Origin of the sequence: Paraclostridium sordellii, from assembly GCF_000953675.1 — a bacterium.
GTDB classification, from domain to species: Bacteria; Bacillota; Clostridia; order Peptostreptococcales; family Peptostreptococcaceae; genus Paraclostridium; species Paraclostridium sordellii.
In genome coordinates, this window is sequence record NZ_LN679998.1 from 3,150,826 (window position 1) to 3,176,310 (window position 25,485).

A 25,485-nucleotide genomic window follows, 5' to 3' on the forward strand; every position below is an offset into this window, starting at 1 on the left:
TAATCCCCCTATACTAATTCCATAGCTATTACCTCAAATTCAGACACTACACTTATACTCCCATCATCTTTGTGGATATAGCAATTGTCTTCTATTATAGCCCCTTCTCCTATCATAGCTTTTTCTATAACTACGTTTTTACCTATTTTGGCATTTGACATTATAACCGAATCTTTTATTATACTTCCTTCTCCAACAGTTACACCATGAGATAAAACTGTATTTTCAACGCTTCCAAAAACCCTGCATCCATCTACTAAAATTGAATTTTTTATATTTGCATCTTCTCCTATATATTGTGGTGGCATAGCCATTGTATCTGTATATATTTTCCAATTAGGATCATTTAAATTAAATCCATTTTCTGTATTTATTAAATCCATATTAGCTTGCCATAAACTCTCTATTGTTCCTACATCTCTCCAATATCCATCAAACTGATAAGAAATCATTTTCAAATTATCTTCTAACATCTTTGGAATTAAATTTTTACCAAAGTCTAAATACATCTTCTCAGATTCAAAATATTTTTTTATCTTTTTCCAATTAAAAATATATATCCCCATAGATGCTAAGTTGCTTTTTGGATTCTTAGGTTTTTCTTCAAATTCATATATAAAACTGTTTTTATTAGTATTCATTATTCCAAATCTACTTGCTTCATTCCAATCAACTTCCATTACAGCAATTGTTACGTCTGCATCTTTAGCTTTATGAAACTCTAGCATATCGCTGTAATCCATTTTATATATATGATCTCCTGATAATATAAGTATATATTCAGGATCATAACTATCTATATAGTTCATATTTTGGTAAATAGCATCTGCAGTTCCCTTATACCAGTTACCTTCTTTTTCATTCATATATGGTTGTAATATTGATAATCCTCCATTTCTTCTATTTAAATCCCAATTGCTTCCTATACCTATATGAGAATTTAATAATAAAGGTCTATACTGAGTCAAAACCCCAACGGTATCTATTCCTGAATTGGAACAATTGCTTAAAACAAAATCTATTATTCTATATTTTCCTCCAAACGAAACTGCTGGTTTTGCTATATTTTTTGTAAATACTCCCAATCTAGAACCTTGTCCCCCTGCTAAGATCATTGCTATCATTTCTTTTTTCATCATTTATTACTACTCCCCCATAATTTTTAAATAAAATTTTAATCATTTAAACTTAAATTTATACCCTTTATGAAAGTTGCTCCTAATGGTGGAACTTTTATATTTATAGAGTATTGCTTATTATGCCAATTTATATCTTCTGATTCTAAAACTTGCTCTTGCATAGTCTGACCAGATCCATAATACTTTTCATTATCGCTATTAAATACCTCTGTATACAATCCCCTATACGGAACTCCTATACGGTATTCGCTATACACTACAGGTGTAAAGTTTAAAACTGCTATTATGAAATCTTCCTTTTTCTTTCCTTTTCTCATTATTACTATTACACTTTGATTTATATTGTGTGGATCTATAAAGTCAAACCCTGAATGATGATTATCTATCTCATACATAGATTTTTCATCTTTATAAAGATGATTTAAATCTTTTACATAATTTTTCATTTTTAAATTTTGTTCATTAGCTAATAAAGTCCACTCTAATCCATACTCAAATCTCCATTCTAAATCTTGAGCAAACTCACTGCCCATAAATAAAAGTTTCTTACCTGGATGAATCATCATATACGCATACAACAATCTTAAATTAGCAAATTTCTGCCATTCATCTCCTGGCATTTTATTTAGTAAAGATTTTTTGCCATGAACTACTTCATCATGTGATAATGGTATTATGAAATTTTCAGAAAATGCATACATAAATGAAAAAGTTATAAGTTCGTGATGGTATTTACGATAAATTGGATCCATTTCCATATATTTTAAAGTATCATTCATCCATCCCATATTCCATTTATTATCAAATGCTAATCCCCCTTTATAAGCCGGACCTGTAACCATTTGCCATGAGGTAGATTCTTCAGCTATTATAATAGGATTTTTAACTTCTTTATGTAAAATTTCATTAAACATCCTTAAAAATTCTATTGCTTCTATGTTTTCTCTTCCTCCGTATTTATTAGGTTTCCAATGCCCTATGTCATAATCTAAGTAAAGCATGCTCGATACAGCATCCATCCTAATACCATCAACATGGAATCTCTCCATCCAAAAAATTGCATTTGATATTAAAAAACTTTGTATCTCCGGTTTTCCTAAGTCAAAATGCGCAGTACCCCAACCTAAGTTCTCAGCCTTTGTTTCATCTTCATATTCAAATTGATTTGTTCCATCAAACTTATATAATCCATGATCATCTTTACAAAAATGACTATATGCAAAATCAAATATAACACCTATTTTTTTTTGATGACATTTATCAATAAATCTCATTAGTTGCTCCGGATTTCCATATCTACTAGTAGCACTATAATATCCTACAGTTTGATATCCCCATGACATATCTAGGGGATGTTCTGTAACCGGAAGTAATTCTATATGTGTATATCCCATATCTTCAACATAATCTATTAACTCATCTAATTCTTCATACGTAAAAAATTCTCCATCCCACTTTCTTTTCCACGAACCTAAGTGAACTTCATATATATTCATAGGTCTATCAATATATGAATACTTTTCTTTTTTCTCTATCCAAATATCATCATTCCATTTATAGTTTTTTAAATTATATACAATAGATGCTGTATTTGGTCTTTTTTCTGATAAAAATGCATATGGGTCTGATTTTAATTTACCTTTTCCACTTTTACTTTCTATATAAAATTTATAGCTTTCTCCATATTCCATATTAGGTATAAATATATTCCATATTCCACTACCTTCAATCTCATTCATAATATTTAAGCTCTCATCCCAATTGTTAAATTCCCCTACTAAGCTAACTTTTTTAGCATTAGGAGCCCAAACTAAAAAAGTAATCCCTGTTATACCTTCCTTTTCCACTTTATGCGCTCCCATGAAACTATAACTTCTAAAACTTTTCCCCTCTTTAAATAAATTTATATTGTAGCTATTTATAACATCTTCATATTTTCTCAATATAAAATCCCCCATAATAATCTATATCTTTAGTACTATCTTATCGAACTTTTTAAACATATATTTTTAATTATATATTAATTTATACTTTAATATTTGAAGTATTCATCTAAAAATTTAGACTTAAATTTAGTTATTTTTTTAAACTAAGATACATTCTCTCAATAAACTACAAAGTTCAAATTTTTTTGTCGATAAAATATAATCCAAACATAAAAAAAGTTAGAAGATTTAAATCTTCTAACTCATTTTTATTGTCCAATTTTTAAATTTGGAACCGCATTTAAACTCATATCATCTCTTCTTCCATTGATAAAACTATAATATCCTGCACATCCAATCATAGCTGCATTGTCTGTACATAAAATAGGAGATGGATACTTAACTTTTATATTTTGTTTTTCACCCATAACTGTTAGCTTCTCTCTAAGAGCTGAGTTTGATGCAACTCCTCCAGCTAAGGCAATAGTATCATATCCTTTTTCTTTTGCTGCCTTTATAGCTTTTTTAGATAAAACTTCTACTACAGCCTCTTGGAAAGATGCTGCTACATCTTCTACTATTATCTCTTCCTTTTTCATTTTTTTAGCATTTAAATAATTTAAAACGGCTGACTTTAAACCACTAAAACTAAAGTCATATCCTTCATCCATACATGCTCTTGGAAAATCTATAGCTTTTTTATTACCACTTTTAGCTAATCTATCAATTATTGGGCCACCTGGATATCCTAAGCCCATAGCTCTTGCTATTTTATCAAAAGCTTCTCCAGATGCATCATCCTTAGTCTTTCCTAAAATTTCATATTTACCATAATCTTTGACCTCTACTAAGTGAGTATGTCCTCCTGAAACTATTAATGTTATAAATGGGGGTTTTAAATTTTTATCTTGTATATAGTTAGCACTTACATGACCTTCTATATGATTTACACCTACTAATGGTATATCTAAAGTATATGCTAATGCTTTAGCATAAGATAACCCCACTAAAACAGCCCCTACTAATCCAGGTCCATAAGTTACTGCTATATGGTCAATATCATCAAATGTTACTTTTGCTTCATCAAGAGCTTGTTGAACAACCATAGGTATATTTTCTATATGTTTTCTAGATGCAACCTCTGGTACAACTCCACCAAATTTTTTATGTAATTCAATTTGAGTTGATATTATATTACTTAAAACTTCTCTTCCATTTTTAAGAACCGCACATGCTGTTTCATCACAGCTAGATTCTATAGCTAATGTTATTATATCCTTCATTACTACACCTCTTTTAATTGGCTCCACATTATCATCGCATCTTCTTTATTGTCACTGTAATATTCTTTTCTTATTCCAGCTAATTTAAATCCATATTTTTTATATAAGTTTTGAGCTATTAAGTTAGAAACTCTTACCTCCAAAGTCATAGCAAATATATGATTTTCTTTACACTTTTCAACAAGATGCTTTATAAGTTTATCGCCTATCTTTTGTCCTCTATAATCACTATGTACTGCTACATTTGTTATATGTCCTTCACCAGCTATGAACCATATCCCTACATAGCCAACAATCTTTTTATCTATTTGTGCCACTAAATATCTAGCAACATCATTTTTCATTTCTTTTTCAAATTCAGGCTTAGACCAATAATGTTCAAAGCAATTTTTCTCTACTTGAAAAACTCCTTCTACATCATCTATAGTCATATCCCTTATTATTAAATTGCTATTTATCATTTTCTAACCTCTTCATTTTTTCTTCATATTGAACTTCTGCTTGAGATTTTCTTATATACATTGGATTCACAGTATAGCAATTATATACATCCTTATCATTATTGTATTTTATAGCTCCTATCGCACATAGGCTACTTGCTTTACTAACATTGTTAGATACTGATGCTACATGAATATTTTTAATTGGCTCAAGCTTTTCTTTATATAAAATTGTAGCTTCTCCAACTAAAATAAAATCTTCATTTTTATTAGACAATTCTTCTATTAACGCTTCTATTTCAATAACTTTTATATCTTCTATTGTTTTAAATTCTCCATTTTCAAATTTATACTTACCTGTATAAACTTGATTTCTTTGAGCATCTAAAATAGGACATATTATTTTATCACATAAATTCATATTAAATGCTAAAGATTCTAGAGAATTGACAGCTATTATTGGCAAGTTTCTAACTTGAGCTATTGCTTTTGCTGTAGCCATAGAAATTCTAAGTCCAGTAAATGACCCTGGCCCTATACATATTGCTATTGAATCTATATCCTTTATATTTAAATCACTTTCTTTTATCATAGATTCAATCATTACCATAAGTTTTTGAGAATGTGTTTTTTTAGTATTTACTGTATATTCACAAATTAATTTTTCATCTTCTATAATACATACACTAGTTGAATGTGTAGAAGTATCTATTCCTAATATTTTCATTACTTAGTCAACTCCTTAACTATTTCTTCATACTTTTCTCCTTTTGGAGTTAATATCATTTCTCTTCCTGTTTCTTTATAATTCATCTCTATATATAGGTATTCATTTGGAAGTATGTCCTCTATTAAGTTTGCCCATTCTATTATGCAAACTCCGTCTCCATCTATATATTCATCAAATCCTATATCATACATTTCGTCACTACTTCCGATTCTATATACATCAAAATGATATAAAGGAATTCTTCCTTCATATTCATTTACTATTGTGAACGTAGGACTTGTTATATAATCATCTACTTCTAAAGCTTTCGCTAAACTTTGAGTCATAGTCGTTTTACCTGCGCCTAAGTCTCCAATTAAGCAAATTACACTTTTAGGTGTTACCAGCTGTCCTAATTTATAACCTATATCTTTAGTTTGTTCTTCATTTTCCAAGTATATTTTAACCATCTATATCATCTCCATAAATAAGACTTGTTTATTTTAATTTTTAATATAACAGATATTATTATATTATAACCTCTTACTATTATAAAGGCTTAGATTTACAAAGTTTTTATTACATATCATATATTTTAACTTTTTATGGTAATATTATTTATTGTGAAGGGGTGATTTTGATTTGAATTATAAAATTCTTACAGATGAAGATTATAATGATATAGTTGATATTTCTAAAAATATTTGGGATGGAAATGATTACTTACCAAAAGTATTTTATAAATGGGTAAACGAAAAAGATGGATGTTTTCTAGGAGTAGTTAAGGATGGCAAAGTTGTAGCAGTTGGAAAGTATACAATACTTCCAGATAAGCAAGGTTGGCTTGAGGGTCTTAGAGTTCATATAGATTATAGAGGTCAACAATTAGGCCATGCTATTTCAGATATGTTATTTAACTTAGCTAGAGAAGATTTAAGAAATGGCAAAATAACTAATATCGCAATGTGTACACATATAGATACAAAAGCTAGCATAAAAATGATGGAGGCTAAAAATTTCCACTTAAATCAAAGCTGTCTTGTAGCTTTTAAAAATTATAATTCTATAAAAAATAAAAATTTAAATTTGGATAGATTTAAAGTAGAAAAATGGAAAATTTCATATAAAGATTTTAAATCTCTTGATTATTTTAAGACTTGTAACAATAAGTTAACTTATGGATTTACATTTTTAAATTTATGTAAATCAACTTTTGACGAACTTGTACAAAGTAATTCTTTGGTAATAGTAAATGGTCATAGGTGTATTATAAAAATGAAAGGTTATCCTTCTATAATATGTATTGATAATACTTTTGAAGGTATTAATGATGCTACTTTATATTCTTTATTAAAATATAAAGCTAATGAAGCTGAAATTTATATAACGAATCCTTATGATGAACTTATAAACAAACTTAAAGAAAATGAATATGAATCTATATCAAACTTTAAAAATGACTGTGTTTATTATACTTATGATGAAATATCTAAGTAAAAAAGCATGCTACAATATAGCATGCTTTTTTCTATTTTTTCAATAAAACTTCCATTTTTTTATATAAAGGTAAAGTTATTAAAGATATCAGCACAGCTTTAAATAAATTAAATGGTGCTATCATCCAAATAACAAATGTTTTTAAATCAGTTACATTTGGATTTATAATATTTCCCATGTTTATTATCGCTTCCATAGGCATTATCTTACCATAGAATGGTAGTAACATATAGTAATTTGTTAAACATCCAACTAATATCATAGCTATTGTTCCTAATACAAATCCCATTATTAATCCCTTTAAATTTCTTTTTTGTCTATAAATTAAAGAAACTATAATTACATAAGACCCACCTATTAATAAATTTGCAAACTCTCCAATCCATGCAGTAGTAGAAGCCGTCATAGCTTGAAATAAATTTTTTATAAGTACTATTGCAAATCCTGCAACTGGTCCAAGAGATAATCCTCCAAATATAGCTGGAAGATCTGATATATCTATTTTTAAAAAATCTGGGAAAATCCCTGGTATAGGAACAGCTATAAACATAAGTATATAAGATATTGCAGATAATATAGCTACCTTAGTCATTGTATTTGTTGAAAAAACCTTACCTTTTTTTATTGTCTGTTGCATTTAAAACCCTCCTAATTTATTTTTATATTAGGAAAAATAAAAGCTCGAAGAATCTCTTCGAGCTTAGTTTTTGAGTATATCAAAAATAAATACATTTTATTTTTTATCTTATACATATTTACTAATCCTCTCTCATCCAGACTTTACTGTCGGCCTTGGAATTTCACCAAGTCATGCTACTAAAAAGTAGCTCGCGGGCTATACCGCCGGTAGGGAATTTCACCCTGCCCCGAAGATCTTACGTGCTATTTAATTTTCCTTACAATTATATATTATTAATTATATAGTAATATGTCAACCATTTAATTTCTTAAATCTTTTTTATATACAATTTTCCCATCTATTATGGTATATATAACATTACTTTGTATTTCTAATGGATTATTGTCCCATATAACTATATCTGCATCTTTACCTATTTCTATAGATCCAACTCTATTATCAATTCCTAATGTTTTTGCAGGATTTATAGTTATAGCTTCTATAGCTTTATCTAATTTCATACCATGTTTAACTGCTATACCTGCACATATAGGTAAGTATGGTAGAGGAATAACTGGATGATCAGTAGTTAAAGATATTTCCATTCCAGCATTAGATAAAATTCCAGCCGTATCAAAAGTTAAGTTTCTAAGTTCAATTTTAGAACGTTCTGAAAGTGATGGTCCTACTACAAGAGGATATCCTTCTTCTACTAAATCATCTACAATTAAATGTCCTTCTGTACAATGATCTAGAGTTAACTTAAGGTCAAACTCTTTTGCTATTCTTATTGCTGTAAACATATCGTCAGCTCTATGAGCATGTACTTTAAATGGAATTTCCCTCCTAAGTACAGGTAGTAAGCTCTCCATTTTTATATCATAATCTGGCTTTTCATTTTCATCATCTTCCTCATGCATTAAAATAGCATCTAAATATTCCTCTGCTTCCTTTAATGTTTCTCTTAACATAGCTGCTATTGCCATTCTTGTTTGAGGTGCTTTTTCTTCCTGTCCATAACAACTTTTAGGGTTCTCTCCAAAAGCAATTTTCGAAGCTACAGGATTTTTTATAACCATTTTATCTATTCTTCTTCCAACAGTTTTTATAGCAATACACTGCCCACCCATAACATTAGCACTACCTGGAGTACTACAAACAGATGTTATTCCTCCATTTCTAGCTTCTTCAAAACTTCTCTCCATAGGATTTATTCCATCTATAGGATTTAAGTGAGGAGTTATAGGATCTGTTTCCTCATTTCCATCAGCACCTTCAAATCCCATACCATCTTCCCATAAGCCTAAATGAGTATGTGCATCTATAAACCCTGGAAAAATTAATTTTCCAGTGGCATCTATTGTTTTTGCATCTAGTGGTGCCACTAAATCTGCTCCTATTTCTACTATTTTCCCTTTTTCTATAAGTATATCTCCTTGTATAACTCCATTAGTAACTGTATTTATAGTTCCATTTTTTATAAAAAGCATTTACTCCTCCTAATTTACTTAATATCTTTCATCGTTAAAGAAACTTTTTGTGTTTTTAAATCTATACCTATAACTTTTACATCAATTACATCTCCTACTGTAACTATAGTCATAGGGTCTTTAACATATTTATTACTCATTTGAGACTTGTGAACTAATCCATCATTTTTTATTCCTATATCTACAAAAGCACCAAAATCAACTACATTTCTTACAGTACCTTTTAATATCATATCTTCTTTTATATCTTCAATTTTTAATACATCCGTTCTAAGTACAGGCTTTATACCTTCTTCTCTAGGATCTCTTCCTGGTTTTTTTATTTCTGATATAATATCTTTTAATGTAACTATACCTACCTCTAATTCTTTACTTAAACTATCAATTCCTATAGAACTTACTTTGTCATCTATATCATTAATATTTTTATTTTTTATATCTTCTAATGAACATCCTAGTTTTTCTAGAAGTTTTTTACATACATCATAAGTCTCAGGATGTACAGATGTATTATCTAGAGGATTTTTAGAGTTTACTATTCTTAAGAACCCTGCACATTGAGTAAAAGCTTGAGGTCCTAATCTTTTAACTTTTTTTATTTGAGCTCTTGAAGTAAAATCTCCGTTCTCTTCTCTATATTCAATAATATTTTTTGCTATTGTTTTATTTATACCTGCTACATGTTCAAGCAATGAGTAAGATGCTGTATTTAAATCTACTCCTACAGAGTTTACAGCATCCTCAACCACACCACTTAATACTTCCTCTAATCTTTTTTTGTTAAGGTCATGTTGATATTGCCCTACTCCGATACTCTTAGGATCAATTTTTACCAATTCAGCCAACGGATCTTGTAATCTTCTAGCAATTGATATTGCCCCTCTTATAGAAACATTTATATCAGGATGTTCTTCATTTGCAAGTTCTGATGCAGAGTAAACAGAAGCTCCAGCTTCACTAACGATTGTATATTGAACATCTCTATTTATTTCTTTTATCATTTCAGAAACAAATTGTTCAGATTCTCTTGATGCAGTTCCATTTCCTATAGATATTATATCTATGTCATATTTTTCTATAAGATCTTTTAAAGTCTTCTTAGCTTTATCAACATCATTTTGAGGTTTTGTTGGATAAACAGTTGTATAGTCTAAAAGTTTTCCATTTTTATCAACTACAGCAATTTTACATCCAGTTCTATATGCTGGGTCAAATCCCATAACCACCTTATCTCTTACAGGTGGTTGAAGTAATAAACTCTTAACATTTTGTCCAAATACACTAATAGCTCTTTCATGAGCCATTTCTGTTAAATGATTTCTTATTTCTCTTTCTATTGAAGGGAATATAAGTCTTTTATATGCATCTTCTATAGATAATTTAATTTCTTCTTCATTATTTTTATTATTCTTATTTATATAAGTATTAAATATGTAATTAACTACCTTATCGTTGTTTATCTCTAACTTTACTTTTAAAAACTCTTCCTTTTCTCCTCTATTTATAGCAAGAACTCTATGAGGTGCCATGTGTTTTACACCCTCACTATAATCGTAGTACATATCATAAACAGATTTTTCATCTTTAGTACTTTTACTGTTTATAACACCTTCTTTTAATGCTAATTCTCTTATATATTTTCTTAACTTAGCATCTTCTGATACTATTTCAGCTATTATGTCTTTTGCACCCTTTAGAGCATCTTCTTCTGAGTTTACTTCTTTTTCTTCATCTATGTATTTTGGTATCTCAATTTTTAAATTTATATTTTCATTTAAAATAGCCATTGCTAAAGGTTCTAATCCTTTTTCTTTTGCAATAGTAGCTCTAGTCCTTTTCTTTTGTTTGAAAGGGGCATATATATCCTCTACTTCTTGAAGCGTTTTGGCTTGTTCTATACTTTTTTCTATCTCTTTATTCAATTTTCCTTGTTCTTGTATTATTCTTTGAACATCATCTTTTCTACTCTGTAAGTTTCTTAAGTAAGTTAATTTTTCATGAAAAGCTCTAAGAGTTACATCACTCATTTCACCTGTCATTTCTTTTCTATATCTAGCTATAAATGGAATAGTATTTCCTTCATCTATAAGTTTTATAGTATTTTCTATTTGCGAATCTCTTAAGTTGAATTCTGATTTTAAAATTTGATTTATATCCAATTTAATTCCTCCTAAAAGAAGGCTTAAGAATTAACTTCTTAAGCCTTATATTTTATGAATTATTTACTTTAGTCATTTTTAAGTATTCATTTATAAATAAATCTATATTTCCATCCATAACACTATCTACATTTCCCATTTCTGCATTAGTTCTATGGTCTTTTACTAGTTTGTATGGCTGAAATACATATGATCTTATTTGGCTTCCCCAAGTTATTTGAGAATATTTACCTTGTAAGTCTTCAATAGTTTCTTTTTGTTCTAATTCTTTTAGTTCAATTAGTTTTGCCATTAACATTCTCATAGCAGTATCTTTGTTACTATGTTGAGATCTTTGGTTTTGGCATTGAACAACTACTCCAGTTGGAATATGAGTTATTCTTACAGCTGAATCAGTAGTATTTATATGTTGACCACCTGCTCCAGATGCTCTATATGTATCTATTTTTAAATCTGAAGGGTTTATATCTACGGTAATACTTTCATCTAATTCTGGTATAACATCAACTGATGCAAAAGATGTATGTCTTTTCCCAGATGGGTCAAATGGAGATATCCTTACAATACGATGTACCCCTTTTTCACTTTTTAAATATCCATATGCATTAAGTCCTTCTATTTGTATAGTAGCACTTTTTATACCAGCTTCTGTATCTGATAACAAATCTAAAGTTTTTACCTTAAATCCCTTAGAGTGAGCCCATCTATCGTACATTCTAAGCAACATCTCTGCCCAATCTTGAGCATCTAGTCCGCCAGTTCCTGCATTTATAGATAGTATAGCATTATTTTTATCATATTCACCACTAAGTAATGTTTTTATCTTTACCTTATCTATTTCCTCTTCAAGTGAGTTTATTGTTTTTTCAACCTCTTTTTCAAGAGATATATCATCTTCTTCCTGAGCTAATTCAAAAAGAACTTCTATATCTTCAAAAGATGATTGTAGATTATTATATTCATCTACAACATCTTTTAAATTTTTATTTTCTTGAAGTACCTGTTGAGCTTTTTCATTATCATTCCAGAATTCTTGCTCACTCATTATTTTTTCATTTCTAATTATCTTCTCTTCTAATCCTTCTATGTCAAAGAGAAGCCCTCAATTCTTCTATATTTTTAGACATTTCTTCTATTTTATGTCTATACTCCTGTACATTAAGCATGTTAATCCTCCAAATTATTTTCCGCAACATTTTTTATATTTTTTGCCACTTCCACAAGGACATTCATCATTTCTTCCTATTTCTTCTTCTTTCTTTACAGGTTTATTTCCTTGTCCTTCTTCTACATTCGAAGATATTTTATCTACATCTACTACTTGCTTTCTTTGTATAGGTTCCTCTATTGTAAAGTTATATAAATATCTTACGGTATCTTCTTGTATAGCTTTTGTCATGTTGTCAAACATATCAAAACCTTCTAACTTATATGCAACAACTGGATCTTGTTGACCTATAGCTCTAAGTCCTATACCTTGACGTAATTGATCCATAGCATCTATATGATCTATCCAATGAGAGTCAACAGCTTGAAGAAGTATTACCCTCTCTATTTCTCTCATTCTTTCAGATGTAACAGACTCTTCTTTTAACTCATAAATCTTTTTAGCTATTTCATATACTGCAGTTATAAGATCTTCTTTTTTCATACTTTCAAGTTCTTCTACTTCTAAGCTACCTTTAGGCATAAATGTATGATATAAGTATTCCTTATATGCATGTAAATCAAATCCTTGATCTGTAACATATACATCATATGCACTTTCTATTATTGATGAAATCATTGTTTGAATTTGTTCTTGTAGGTTTTCTCCCTCTAATACACGACCTCTTTGCTCGTATATTATCTCTCTTTGTTTATTCATAACATCATCATATTGAAGTACATGTTTTCTTATACCAAAGTTTCTACCCTCAACTTTTTTCTGAGCATTTTCTATTGATTTAGTTAACATTTTAGCTTCTATAGGTGTGTCTTCATCTAATCCTATTTTTTCAACCATTCCAGAAATTCTATCACTTCCGAATAATCTCATAAGTTCATCTTCTAAACTTATATAGAATCTTGAACTACCTGGGTCACCTTGACGACCAGCACGTCCACGTAACTGGTTATCGATTCTTCTTGACTCATGTCTTTCTGTTCCTATGATAGATAAGCCTCCAGCTTCTCTAACTTGATTTTGCTCTTCTTCTGTTTGCGCCTTATATTTTTCAAGCGTCTTATCATAATCAGCTTTTGCTTTAACTATTTCATCTGTTAATTCAATTTCTAAACTTTCTATGTCTGCATCAACAGTATTTATTATATCTTCTGAATACCCCATTTTTTTCATTTCTTTTTTAGTTAAGAATACTGGGTTACCACCTAAAACTATATCGGTACCACGACCAGCCATATTAGTGGCTATAGTAACAGCACCTAATCTACCAGCTTGTGCTACTATCTCAGCCTCTTTATGGTGATTCTTTGCATTTAATACTTCATGTTTTACACCTTTTCTTTTTAAAAGCATAGATAAAACTTCAGATTTTTCAATAGATACTGTACCAACAAGAACTGGTTGCTTGTTTTTGTGTCTCTCTATAATGTCTTCTACAACTGCATTAAATTTACCTAACTCACTTTTATAAACTGAATCAGATAAATCTTCTCTTAATATTGGTTTGTTCGTTGGTATTTGAACAACATCCATTTTATATATAGCTTTAAACTCTTCCTCTTCTGTTTTTGCTGTACCTGTCATCCCTGATAACTTGTTGTACATTCTAAAGTAGTTTTGGAATGTTATAGTTGCTAAAGTTTTAGATTCTCTTTGTATTCTTAGGCCTTCTTTTGCTTCTATTGCTTGGTGTAATCCTTCTGAATATCTTCTACCAAACATAAGTCTACCTGTAAATTCATCAACTATAACTATTTCTCCATCTCTAACAACATAATCTACATCTAACTTCATTATTTTATGAGCTTTTAAAGCTTGGTTTATATGGTGGAATAGCTCTATATGCGCTATATCTGTTATATTGTCTACACCAAAATAAATTTCTGCTTTTTGTATACCACTTTCAGTTAAAGATACAGACTTTTGTTTTTCATCTATCTCAAAGTTATCATCTTTTAAAGTATGTATAAATGTATTTGCATCTGAATATAAGTGAGTTGACTTATCTCCAGGTCCAGATATTATAAGTGGTGTTCTAGCTTCATCGACTAAAATAGAGTCAACCTCATCGACGATTGCATAATTTAATTCTCTTTGAACTTTCTGCTCTTTATGTATAACCATATTATCTTTTAGATAATCAAATCCATATTCATTATTTGTTCCATAAGTTATATCGCAGTCATATTGAGCTTTTCTTTCTTGAGGATTTTGTCCATGTACTATTACTCCTACTGACATTCCTAAAAATTCATATATTTTTCCCATTTGCTCTTTATCACGTTTTGCTAAGTAGTCATTTACTGTAACTACATGTACCCCTTTACCAGTTAAGGCATTTAAATAAACTGGAGCTGTCGCAACTAAAGTTTTACCTTCACCTGTTTTCATCTCAGCTATTCTTCCTTGATGTAGCACTATACCACCGATAAGCTGAACTCTATATTGTCTCATTCCAAGAACTCTTTTTGAAGCTTCTCTTGCAACTGCAAATGCCTCAGTTAATATGTCATCTACTGTCTCTCCATTATTAAGCCTATCTTTAAACACATTAGTCATATTTTTTAATTCACGGTCTGACATTTCTTGAAATTTAGGTTCTAAAGCATCTATCTCATCAACTACTTTGTTGAATTTCTTCATTTCTCTTTTATCAGCTATATTAAATATATTATCTAAGAAACCCATCTATTTATCTCTCCTCGTCCATTATATGTATAATATACATTCTACCATAAAATCTTTGTATTTTTATATTTTTATATTTAAAAAGCTACCGATGTTTATTTTTATCGATAGCTTTTAATAATCAAATTTAATTCTAATCTTGTTCTATCATTCCATAACCGCCATTTTTTCTTTTATATACTATTGATATTTTATCATCTTGTGGGTTTGTAAACATAAAGAAATCATGTCCTAATAAATCCATTTGTAATATTGCTTCTTCTGGACTCATTGGCTTCATACTAAATTTTTTATGTCTGTCTATCTTAATATCTATAGAATTTTCACTTTCATCAGTTAAATCTTCTATTTGATTAAATCTTATACTCTCGTTAGACTTATGTCTATCTTGTACTCTTTTCTTATATTTTCTTAATTGAATATTAAGTTTATCGTATACTACATCTATTGCAGCATATAAATTTTCTTCTGTATCTTCTGCTCTTATTATTGGTCCACTTATTGGTATAATAGTTACTTCTACTTTTTGCCTTGCTTTTTTTGCACTCACAGTAACTTTTACTTCTGTCTCTGGGTGAAGGTAGCAATCCAATCTTTTTAATTTTGTTTCAACTGAATCTTTTATTGCATCCGTTAATTCCATTTGTTTTCCAGATATTGTTATTCTCATAAGAACATCTCCCTTCAGAATATACAAGTTCAAAAACTACTTATATATTATAATTTCTATACTTAATTTAGATTTCCTTTATTTTTATTGTTAGCTTCTTGTAATTATAATATTCAAGTTAATATGATTTATTTTTGTCGATTTTATATATATATTCTTCAGTTTGTGGATTTATTTTATAGGTTTACCTGTGGATAATGTGTATAAAGTTGTTAATAAGTCATGAATTCCTTGATTTTACACATTTTTTTATAAATTTATATCCACAGAACTAATGTTTATTTGTGATTAATTTGTTTATTAATGTCATATTTTCAAATATTTTTATGAAAATTTGTTTTTTTGTAAAAAAAAAGCACCTAAATAGGTACTTTAGTAATATCCTAGCTGACCTGGTCTTTGCCCCCACACTCGCCTGCTGGAGATTTCGCTTGGGTTCGCCGCACTACTGACTCTCTCGACTTTAATATCGGCAGGTCTTACTTCTAAGCTGCACCATGATCATCAATTCCATTTTTAGAATTAACTTACGTGGGTCCTTTTGCCTGCAACTGGCATGAACTTTCAACCACAGACCTAACATACTACTAATCTATTTTAATATCTTAAATAAAATATGTCAATAACAATTTATTCTAGTTAAAAATGTGCATACGTAGACCTTATCTACTCCATTAATCTTTAATAATTTAGATATTTCATTCACAGTAGATCCTGTTGTAAATATATCATCTATCAATAAAACCTTTTTATTTTTACAAATCCTAATTCTATCATCTGTACTAAAAGCATTTTTTAATTCTTTCGTTCTCTCTTCGTTCTTAAGTTTGAATAACCTTTCAGTTCTCTTAGATCTATTTATTATATCTAAAACTTCTATATTAGTAATTTTACTTAACTCATTAGATATTAGTCTAGCTTGATTAAATCCTCTTTTTCTTTCTCTACTTTTATGCAGTGGAACATAAAGTATATAATCATAATTTATATGTTCTGTATATATTTTTTCATTTATTATATTTGCTATATATCTTGACATAAAAGTCTTATTATTATATTTAAATCCAAAAACTATTTTTTTGCTTAATTCATCATACTCTATACAACCAATGGCTTTATCAAAATAGTACGCCTTATTTAAACAACTTGGACATCCATATAATAATTGTTCTTGAGTAAATTCTTCAATTGTTTGATTTATCATACTCTTACCGCACTTTATGCATCCATCACTTATAAAGTTAAGATTTATAAAACATTCTTTACATAAAGAGTATGCATTGTTTTTGCCAATGGCTTTATTACAGATAATGCATTTTATATTTTCAGGATATAGAACTTCTAAAAACATATTAATCAAAGGTTTAATTTTTTACCAACACCCCTTCTTCCTTTAATCTATTTAGCTTTTTACTTAAATTAGAATGCCTATCATTAGTTTTATTATTTCTTATCATATATTCTAGATATTTTACATCCCCTACCAGTACAACAAGTTTTTTCGCTCTTGTTACAGCTGTATATAATAAGTTACGATTTAGTAACATTGGTGGAGCCCACGTTACAGGTATAACTATAGCTGGAAATTCACTTCCTTGGCTCTTATGTATAGTTGTACAAAAACTATGGTCCAGTTCATCTAATTCTGAATACTCATATGATACTATCTTTGTTTGATCAAACAATACATAAATAATTTTATTTTCCTTATCTATATGATAAATATAGCCTATATCTCCATTGTATATACCTTCTCCACTTTCACTTTTATCTTCTGTTTCCCACTTTTTAGTATAGTTATTTTTTATTTGCATTACTTTATCTCCAACTCTAAATATTCTTTTTTGTAATGTCTCTTCAACCTTATACTTTTCTTCTTTATTCAAATACTTTTGTAATTCAATATTTAAATTAGCTACACCTAAATCTCCCTTTCTCATAGGAGCTAGCACCTGTATATCTTTTAATTTATCTAAATTATAGAATTTAGGTAGTCTAGTACTCACTAATCCAACTATTTCTTTTAAAATTTCTTCATTAGTATCTTTTTTTATAAAAAAGAAATCCTTACCTTTAACATTTAAGTGAAGTGGTAAGCCTTGATTAATCCTATGTGCATTTACTACTATCATACTCTCTTGAGCTTGCCTAAAAATTTCGTTTAATCTAACAACATTTATAACTTCTGAATCTATTATATCTTTTAAAACATTTCCTGCACCTACAGATGGAAGCTGATCACTATCGCCAACTAATATGACTCTAGTTCCAGGTTTTATAGCTTTTAATAAACTATACATAAGGACTATATCCACCATTGATACCTCATCCACTATAACTACGTCAGCTTTTATTGGATCTTCTTCATCTTTTAGAAATACCAACTCTTCTGAGTCTGTAGCATATCCCATTTCCAAAAGTCTATGAATAGTTTTTGCTTCTTTATTAGATGTCTCACTCATTCTCTTAGCCGCCCTTCCCGTTGGGGCTGCAAGTAAAACTTCTTGTTCGTTGTTCTCAAATACTTTAATTATGGTATTTATTGTTGTTGTTTTCCCAGTACCAGGCCCTCCAGTTATAACTACTAAACCACTTTTTATAGCTTCTTTAACTGCCAAAGCTTGATTATTTGCTAATTTTATTCCTGTTTCTTCTTCTACTTTCTCTATTTCTTTTTCTACATCTATATTTAAATCTTTAAAATCTGATTGTGCTAATTTTATGATTTGCTTACAAACTCCATTTTCTGATAAGTAATATGGTATTAGATATATATGATCTTCATGTCCCAAACCTTTTTCTATATGTATTTTTTGATCGTAAGCTAACCCTAAAATGCAGTCTAATATATATTCTTTTTCTACTCCTAAAAGTTTACTTGACTCTTGTACTAAAATATCCTTTGGAAGATAAGTATGTCCGCTAGCCAATGACTGATTAAGAGAATATAATATTCCTTGCATTATTCTATCTTTTGAAAGCTTATCTATTCCTAAATTTTCTGCAATTTTATCTGCAACTTTAAATCCAATTCCTCTTACGTCTTCTGCTAATTTATATGGATTTTTACTTATAACATCTACAGCTTTATTTTTATATTTTTTATAAATTTTTAAACATAAGTTAGGAGTTATACCATAAGGAGATAACTGCATTATTATATTTCTCAACTCTCTATTATCTTCATAACTTTTAGCAATCTGATTTATTTTTTTACTTCCGATTCCTTCAACTTCAGATAGTCTATGAGGAGAATTTTGAATTATATCTAGTGTGTCAACTCCAAATTTATCAATTATTCGTTTAGCCATCTTCTCGCCTATTCCCTTTATCATTCCAGAAGATAGATAAACATATATACCTTCTATAGAAGATGGAGTTACTGGCATAAAACTACTAACTTCAAATTGAGTCCCATATGTCTTATGATTTACCCACTTACCTTCTACTTCTATGCTCTCTCCAACTGTTAAAGTAGGCATACATCCAACAATTACAACATCATTATTTTCATTTGATAAATGAGCTATAACATATCCATTGTCTTCATTTTTAAATACAATATCGCTTATCATTCCTTCTATTTTTTCCATAAATAATCTCCTAAAAAATACTAACCTTATCGTTTACATAATTTATTACTATTATACAAGTTATTTCAAATAAAAAAAATAGAAGACTGTAAAATGACAGTCTTCTTATGTTCTTAATTATTTATATCTTTATTTAACTAGTGCTTCGCTTCTTAATATTTCAGCCTTATCAGTTCTTTCCCATGGTAAATCTAAATCTGTTCTACCAAAGTGTCCATATGCTGCAACATTTTTGTACATTGGCTTTCTTAAATCTAAATCTCTTATTATAGCTCCTGGTCTTAAGTCAAAATGTTTGTTTACTAACTCAACAAGTTTTTCTTCACTAACTTTTCCTGTTCCAAAAGTATCTATAAATACAGATAGTGGTCTAGCAACACCTATAGCATAAGCAAGTTCTATTTCACACTTCTCTGCAAGTCCTGCAGCTACTATATTTTTAGCAACATATCTTGCTGCGTATGCAGCTGATCTATCAACTTTTGTAGGATCTTTTCCTGAGAAAGCTCCTCCACCATGTCTAGAGTATCCACCGTAAGTATCTATTATTATTTTTCTTCCTGTAAGACCTGTATCTCCTTGAGGTCCGCCTATAACAAATCTTCCTGTTGGATTTATGAATATCTTAGTTTCTTCATCTAATAGTTCACTTGGTATAACTTCTTTTATAACTTTTTCTATTAAATCTCTTCTTATAGTTTCATTACTTACTGTCTCACAGTGTTGAGTTGATATTAAAACTGTATGAACTCTAACAGCCTTATTTCCATCATACTCAATAGTTACCTGAGTTTTTCCATCTGGTCTTAAATATTCTAATTCCCCACTTTTTCTTACTTCAGTTAATCTTCTTGATAATTTATGAGCAAGAGATATAGGAAGAGGCATTAACTCTTCAGTTTCATTACAAGCAAAACCAAACATTATACCTTGGTCTCCTGCACCTACTTTTTCTATTTCGTCTTCTGTTATTTCTCCGCTTCTATTTTCTAAAGCTTCATCAACACCCATAGCTATATCGCCTGATTGTTCATCTATAGCAGTTATAACTGAGCAAGTGTCTCCATCAAATCCAAATTTAGCTCTAGTATATCCTATTTCTTTTATTGTTTCTCTAACTAATTTAGGTATATCTACATAAGTATTAGTACTTATTTCTCCTGCAACTAATACTAATCCTGTTGTAACTGTAGTCTCACAAGCAACTCTTGCTAATGGGTCATTTTTTAATAAAGCATCTAGTATTGCATCTGAAATTTGATCACATATTTTATCTGGATGCCCTTCTGTTACTGATTCTGATGTAAATAAATGTTTTGCCATTTAATTATCCTCCTAAAGTTTAACTTCTCTTAAAATTCTCCCATTACCTTAATTATTTATTGCCTAGTCTTTTTTGATATTAAAAAAACCTCTTCTAAAAGAAGAGGTTAATTATATTCATCAATAATTAACTAACCTCATCTCTCAAGATATATTATCTTGTAGGAATTAGCACCTTTTCCGTACGGAATGGTTGCTGGGTTTCACAGGGCCTGTCCCTCCACCTCTCTTAATAAGGTAATTAAGAAATTTATTAATTTTTTATTTTACAAGGTAATTATACTATTGTTAATTTTTTTTATCAATACCTTTCTTTAAATTTTCATTGTTATTTTTTCTTTAAATTTTCATATATTTATCTTAAGGGGGGATGTTCCTATGTATTTAGCTAAAGTAAACTATAAAAAAGACAATGTTGTTCAAGTTCTTAGTGACACATTAAAAAATATAATTGATGAGAATACGGTTATAGTTTGTATAGGAACAGACAGAGCTATAGGCGATTCTTTAGGCCCTTTAGTTGGAACTATGTTAAAAAACAGTAATTATAAATACCCTGTTTATGGTACCTTAGATAAACCTATCCACGCTTTAAATATATATGAATCTTTACAATCTATAAAGAAAAAACATCCAGATGGAAATTTTCTGGCTATAGATGCATGTTTAGGATCAAAAAGTAATATAGGAAACTTACAAATAAGAAAAGGACCTATTCTTCCTGGAAAAGGTGTAGGTAAAAAACTCCCTGAAATCGGCAATCATTCTATAGTAGGAATAGTTGATAAAGTTGATGAAAATAATAAATTCTCCTTTAACAACATACGCCTAAGCTTCATTTTAGATATGTCTGAAATAATAGCTCTTTCAATTATACTTTCAACATGACCTCATTTTCCTTTTGTATAAAAATAAAAAGCTGTCTTTAAAGACAGCTTTTTATTTTTGTACTAATGCAAACATTAATTCTCCACTACAAACTAAGTCATCACCCACATAGGCACTTGCATTTGCTTTCCCTATATTTCTTCTTAATGATAACATTTCAACTTCCATTCTTAATGTGTCTCCAGGTCTAACCTCTTTTTTAAATCTTACCTTATCTATTCCTGCAAATACACCTAATTTGCCTTTATTCTCATCCATAGACATCATAGCAACAGCTCCAACCTGTGCCATAGCTTCTATTATTAAAACTCCTGGCATTATAGGGTAGTCAGGAAAATGCCCTTGAAAAAATGGCTCATTAACAGATACATTCTTTATTCCAACAGCTCTTTTTCCTTCTTCTAATTCTAAAACTCTATCTACAAGTAAAAATGGATATCTATGAGGTATTAACTCTTTTATTTGATCAATATTTAACATATTAATTTTCTCCTTCATCTATACGTTTTTTCGCTGGTAAAGTACCACCTGATTCTAATATACTTAAAGCACTTAAAGATTCTCCTGTTCCTTTTGCAACACATGATAAAGGATCGTCTGCTATTTTAACTTTTATACCTGTTCTCTCTTCTATTTTTTTATCTAGACCATATAATAATGCCCCTCCACCAGTCATTATTATTCCACTTTCACTTATATCCGCCGCTAATTCTGGAGGAGTTTTTTCAAGTACTGAGTGAACAGCAGCAACTATTTGATTTACACCTTCTTTTAAAGCATCTAGCATCTCTTTAGACTCTACATTTATCTTCTGAGGCAATCCAGTTAATAAATTTCTACCTTTTACATCCATACTTACTTCTTCTTCTCTAGGATATGCTGTTCCTATATTCATTTTTATTTGTTCTGCAGTTCTATCTCCAATAAGTAGGTTATATTTTTTTCTCATATAGTTAACTATATATTCATCAAACTTATCTCCACCCATTTTTATAGATTCACTAACTACATCTCCACCTAAAGATATAACGGCTATATCTGCAGTTCCTCCGCCTATATCAACAACCATATTACCATCTGGTTTAGATATATCGATTCCAGCTCCAATAGCGGCCGCTATTGGCTCTTCTATTATATATACATCTCTAGCTCCAGCTTGTCTCGTTGCTTCTTCTACAGCTCTTTTTTCTACTTCTGTAACTCCAGTTGGAACACATACCATTATTTTTGGCATAAAAAATCTAGCAAAGCCTTTTTTATCTATAACTTTGTTTACATAATATGTTAACATTTTTTCAGTTATTTCATAATCAGATATTACTCCATCTTTTAACGGTCTTATTGCAACAATATTTCCAGGGGTTCTTCCTATCATTCTTCTAGCTTCTTCGCCAACAGCTAGTACCGTATTTGTATTTTTATCTATAGCAACAACAGAGGGCTCTTCTAGGACTACTCCTTTTCCATTAACATATACAAGGATATTTGCAGTTCCTAAATCTATTCCGATTTCAGCTCCTTTAGCCATCATATTCAACTCCTTTTAATTTATCTAAACTTTTCGTTATTTTAAATACTCTACATACAAAAATATACAAAAATCTGTTTTTAGTCAAGAAAAAATGTAGGCACATTAACCTACATTTTTGTCACATTTAATTTCATATTTTTGTTTTGTTGCCATTCCACCCCTAATATGTCTCTCGGATTTATTCTTTTCTAAAACCATTTTAACCTCTTTTGCAAGAGATGGGTTAATTTCCTCTAATCGTTCAGTTACATCTTTGTGTATAGTACTCTTACTAACACCAAATGTTTTAGCAGTTTGTCTGACTGTTGTTTTCTTTTCTAATATATACTTTGCTACAACTATAGCTCTTTCCTCTATGTGCGATCTCAAGACTTCCCCCCCTTAAATCCTAGCCTTAGTAATATATATGTAATTAAATAAAAAATATAACAAGCTTAATCAAATTTGATTAAGCTTGTTATATTTTTTATTTAATTAAAGTCATTGGATCTATAGATTTTCCATTTTTACTAGCTGTTAAATGAACATGTGGTCCATCTAAACTCTCAACACTACTTGTATCTCCTACCTTACCTAAAACATCTCCATCCTTTACTTCCTGATTCTTTTCTACAGAAGTTTTACTATCTAAATTAGAATATACAACAGTTACTTTATCTTTTGATTCTACCTTTACAGAAACTCCATGCTTATCATCTTTAAAAATATCTACTACTTTACCATTTGTTATAGATTTTACTTTGCTACCTTTTTTAGCTTTTACATCTAATCCTTTATGTATTTCCCAAACATCTAATGTTGATGAATAAGTTGGTTCTTTTTCAGAATATTCTCTCGTAACTTTCTCACCTAAATAATTTAATTTAGTTTCTTTTTCTTTAATAACTTCTTTTTCTTTTGCTTTTTCTAAATTTTCCTTAGAATTTGTAGTTGTTGGAACCGCATCCTTATCTTTTTCTATTAGATGTATTTCTTCATCTTCATTACCTTTTGCAGTTTTATTTTCATTATCTACAAATCCATTCTTAGTCGCTAGATCATCTACACTATTTTTAGTAAATAAAACTCCTCCTATAGCAACTAAACATACGCATACAAATAATGCTAAGTAAAAACCATCCTTTTCTAATAGCTTTTTCTTTTTCATGGTACACCTCCAAATATATTAATACATTTGTATTTTGTACCTTATATGTTATTTTTATACAATTTTTACAATTTTATATTAGTATTTAATTAATATTTTTATTAAATTTCCAATAAAAAAGTCCTAAGATAATATCTCATCAATATTATCTTAGGACTTTTTTATATTTCTACATTAGTATATATCCTTTATTTTAGTACTTGAATAATAATGGTTTAATATATCATAATATTGATATCCATCTTTAGCCATTCCTTCAGCACCCCATTGGCTCATACCAACCCCATGACCATATCCCTTTACAATTATATCTACATAATCCTTATTATACTTTATATCAAAATTAGCTGAATTTAAATCAAATAAACTTCTAATATCACGACCTGATAATTCTTTATTAGAAATTTTTATTTTTTCAACTGATCCACCCTCACTTCGACTTTTTATACTTATCTGACTTGATAAATTTTTACTTGATATATTAATACCCGGATAACTCTTTTGAATAGCCCTTACAAAGTCTTCATTGTTTATTTTGATATTAGATGCATATTTAGGTGCATTTTTATCGTAGGGACTATCTACGGCCCTCAAATAAGGATATTTTGTACTAAAAACTTCTTCACTATTTTCTGTACTCCCTGAAGATGTTGAAAAATACAAAGGAAGAATAGGCTTATCATTATATACAATAATATGTCCTTTGGTTTCTTTGACAGCTTGTTCTATTTTTTTATAATACTTATCCATCCACTTTTTGCCGTTTTTCTTTAAAAGTTCATCTTTACTTTTATATTCTTGACAATGCTTATAATCAGTACATACATCTGCACTTTTATGTTTTTTCGAATCTTTATTATATATTGTAAATGTTCTTGCTGCTACAGCTTGTGCCTTTAAAGCTTCTAAATCGAATTCTGCCGACATTTCTCCGGAAATAACGCCACATAAATATTCCTCTAAATCCTTTATTTCAACTTGTCCCGTTTTATGATTATAAACTTTTATTTGAGGAGTTTCTTTGTTTACCGTTTCATAATTTATAACTTTTTTATCTTTTTTAGATCTAAAATTGAAATCATTAGATGAATTTATATGCATTTGACTACTTGAATCATAAGCAAATATAGATATACAAATTGGTACTGCTATGGCAGTTATTATAACTCCCGCGAAAACTATTAAAGGGTTCTTCATAAAATTTCCTCCTTAGATAAAT

The 25,485-nt window shown here is 29.3% G+C and carries 22 protein-coding genes and 2 riboswitches; of the genes, 2 read left to right on the forward strand and 20 right to left on the reverse strand.

Features of this window, described 5'->3' with window-relative positions; all coding sequences use genetic code 11:
• Window positions 1-8: 8 nt before the first annotated feature.
• The 6 genes from ATCC9714_RS15235 to tsaE form a co-directional block, all read right to left on the reverse strand.
• A complete protein-coding gene (locus ATCC9714_RS15235) occupies window positions 9-1,136 on the reverse strand; it encodes a glucose-1-phosphate adenylyltransferase (RefSeq protein ID WP_155485765.1) in 1,128 nt (375 codons plus the stop codon).
• A 38-nt stretch (window positions 1,137-1,174) separates the two neighbouring features.
• Window positions 1,175-3,082, reverse strand: coding sequence for a 1,4-alpha-glucan branching protein GlgB (gene glgB, locus ATCC9714_RS15240; protein WP_261291321.1), 1,908 nt, complete (start codon window positions 3,080-3,082; stop codon window positions 1,175-1,177).
• Between the two features lie 251 nt (window positions 3,083-3,333).
• Complete coding sequence (gene tsaD, locus ATCC9714_RS15245) at window positions 3,334-4,347, reverse strand: tRNA (adenosine(37)-N6)-threonylcarbamoyltransferase complex transferase subunit TsaD (RefSeq protein WP_054631097.1); 1,014 nt, start codon at window positions 4,345-4,347, stop codon at window positions 3,334-3,336.
• Window positions 4,348-4,349: 2 nt separating this feature from the next.
• The gene (gene rimI / locus ATCC9714_RS15250; protein ID WP_021122114.1) at window positions 4,350-4,808 is read right to left on the reverse strand and encodes a ribosomal protein S18-alanine N-acetyltransferase; all 459 of its coding nucleotides are present in this window, start codon (window positions 4,806-4,808) and stop codon (window positions 4,350-4,352) included.
• Window positions 4,798-5,514 (reverse strand): tRNA (adenosine(37)-N6)-threonylcarbamoyltransferase complex dimerization subunit type 1 TsaB, encoded by a 717-nt coding sequence (gene tsaB / locus ATCC9714_RS15255; RefSeq protein WP_055332818.1) that lies wholly within the window; start codon window positions 5,512-5,514, stop codon window positions 4,798-4,800. Before tsaB ends, rimI begins: the two co-directional genes overlap by 11 nt.
• Window positions 5,514-5,966: a tRNA (adenosine(37)-N6)-threonylcarbamoyltransferase complex ATPase subunit type 1 TsaE gene (tsaE, locus tag ATCC9714_RS15260; protein ID WP_021122111.1), complete on the reverse strand. Its 453-nt coding sequence runs from the start codon at window positions 5,964-5,966 to the stop codon at window positions 5,514-5,516. Before tsaE ends, tsaB begins: the two co-directional genes overlap by 1 nt.
• A 172-nt stretch (window positions 5,967-6,138) precedes the next feature.
• Between tsaE and ATCC9714_RS15265 the strand changes: the two genes are divergently transcribed.
• Window positions 6,139-6,993: a GNAT family N-acetyltransferase gene (locus tag ATCC9714_RS15265; RefSeq protein ID WP_057545797.1), complete on the forward strand. Its 855-nt coding sequence runs from the start codon at window positions 6,139-6,141 to the stop codon at window positions 6,991-6,993.
• Window positions 6,994-7,024: 31 nt separating this feature from the next.
• Here the strand turns inward: ATCC9714_RS15265 and ATCC9714_RS15270 are convergent, their stop codons facing one another.
• The 9 genes from ATCC9714_RS15270 to metK form a co-directional block, all read right to left on the reverse strand.
• Entirely contained in the window at window positions 7,025-7,630 is a 606-nt protein-coding gene (locus ATCC9714_RS15270) for an ECF transporter S component (RefSeq protein WP_021127442.1), read from the reverse strand.
• Between the two features lie 120 nt (window positions 7,631-7,750).
• A riboswitch (FMN riboswitch) is annotated at window positions 7,751-7,871 on the reverse strand.
• Between the two features lie 61 nt (window positions 7,872-7,932).
• Window positions 7,933-9,102 carry an amidohydrolase gene (locus ATCC9714_RS15275; RefSeq protein WP_054631091.1) on the reverse strand — a complete coding sequence of 390 codons (1,170 nt, stop codon included), beginning with the start codon at window positions 9,100-9,102 and terminating at the stop codon, window positions 7,933-7,935.
• A gap of 14 nt (window positions 9,103-9,116) precedes the next feature.
• Window positions 9,117-11,261: a Tex family protein gene (locus ATCC9714_RS15280; protein ID WP_057545798.1), complete on the reverse strand. Its 2,145-nt coding sequence runs from the start codon at window positions 11,259-11,261 to the stop codon at window positions 9,117-9,119.
• Between the two features lie 52 nt (window positions 11,262-11,313).
• Window positions 11,314-12,427, reverse strand: a protein-coding gene (prfB, locus tag ATCC9714_RS15285; RefSeq protein WP_193387636.1) for a peptide chain release factor 2 whose coding sequence is annotated in 2 segments (ribosomal slippage) — window positions 11,314-12,363 and window positions 12,365-12,427 — 1,113 coding nt in all. Because the reading frame shifts where the segments join, the coding sequence is not laid out codon by codon here.
• A gap of 14 nt (window positions 12,428-12,441) precedes the next feature.
• Complete coding sequence (gene secA / locus ATCC9714_RS15290) at window positions 12,442-15,114, reverse strand: preprotein translocase subunit SecA (RefSeq protein ID WP_057545799.1); 2,673 nt, start codon at window positions 15,112-15,114, stop codon at window positions 12,442-12,444.
• A gap of 133 nt (window positions 15,115-15,247) precedes the next feature.
• Entirely contained in the window at window positions 15,248-15,784 is a 537-nt protein-coding gene (gene hpf / locus ATCC9714_RS15295) for a ribosome hibernation-promoting factor, HPF/YfiA family (RefSeq protein WP_057545800.1), read from the reverse strand.
• A 619-nt stretch (window positions 15,785-16,403) separates the two neighbouring features.
• Window positions 16,404-17,135: a ComF family protein gene (locus ATCC9714_RS15300; RefSeq protein WP_057545801.1), complete on the reverse strand. Its 732-nt coding sequence runs from the start codon at window positions 17,133-17,135 to the stop codon at window positions 16,404-16,406.
• Between the two features lie 13 nt (window positions 17,136-17,148).
• On the reverse strand, window positions 17,149-19,377 hold the full coding sequence (gene recD2, locus ATCC9714_RS15305; protein ID WP_057545802.1) for an SF1B family DNA helicase RecD2: 2,229 nt from the start codon (window positions 19,375-19,377) through the stop codon (window positions 17,149-17,151).
• A 129-nt stretch (window positions 19,378-19,506) separates the two neighbouring features.
• The gene (gene metK, locus ATCC9714_RS15310) at window positions 19,507-20,700 is read right to left on the reverse strand and encodes a methionine adenosyltransferase (RefSeq protein ID WP_021127434.1); all 1,194 of its coding nucleotides are present in this window, start codon (window positions 20,698-20,700) and stop codon (window positions 19,507-19,509) included.
• A gap of 134 nt (window positions 20,701-20,834) precedes the next feature.
• Window positions 20,835-20,939, reverse strand: a riboswitch (SAM riboswitch).
• 139 nt (window positions 20,940-21,078) lie between these two features.
• On the opposite strand from metK, the gene yyaC reads away from it, so the two are divergent.
• Window positions 21,079-21,588: a spore protease YyaC gene (gene yyaC, locus ATCC9714_RS15315; protein ID WP_021122083.1), complete on the forward strand. Its 510-nt coding sequence runs from the start codon at window positions 21,079-21,081 to the stop codon at window positions 21,586-21,588.
• Between the two features lie 51 nt (window positions 21,589-21,639).
• Here the strand turns inward: yyaC and fabZ are convergent, their stop codons facing one another.
• The 5 genes from fabZ to spoIID form a co-directional block, all read right to left on the reverse strand.
• The gene (gene fabZ, locus ATCC9714_RS15320) at window positions 21,640-22,068 is read right to left on the reverse strand and encodes a 3-hydroxyacyl-ACP dehydratase FabZ (RefSeq protein WP_021127432.1); all 429 of its coding nucleotides are present in this window, start codon (window positions 22,066-22,068) and stop codon (window positions 21,640-21,642) included.
• 1 nt (window position 22,069) lies between these two features.
• Window positions 22,070-23,119, reverse strand: coding sequence for a rod shape-determining protein MreB (mreB, locus tag ATCC9714_RS15325; RefSeq protein WP_196333222.1), 1,050 nt, complete (start codon window positions 23,117-23,119; stop codon window positions 22,070-22,072).
• 102 nt (window positions 23,120-23,221) lie between these two features.
• Window positions 23,222-23,488: a sporulation transcriptional regulator SpoIIID gene (spoIIID, locus tag ATCC9714_RS15330; RefSeq protein WP_021122079.1), complete on the reverse strand. Its 267-nt coding sequence runs from the start codon at window positions 23,486-23,488 to the stop codon at window positions 23,222-23,224.
• Window positions 23,489-23,585: 97 nt separating this feature from the next.
• A complete protein-coding gene (locus tag ATCC9714_RS15335; RefSeq protein ID WP_021122078.1) occupies window positions 23,586-24,266 on the reverse strand; it encodes a M23 family metallopeptidase in 681 nt (226 codons plus the stop codon).
• 174 nt (window positions 24,267-24,440) lie between these two features.
• Window positions 24,441-25,463 carry a stage II sporulation protein D gene (gene spoIID, locus ATCC9714_RS15340; protein WP_021127429.1) on the reverse strand — a complete coding sequence of 341 codons (1,023 nt, stop codon included), beginning with the start codon at window positions 25,461-25,463 and terminating at the stop codon, window positions 24,441-24,443.
• Window positions 25,464-25,485: the final 22 nt, after the last annotated feature.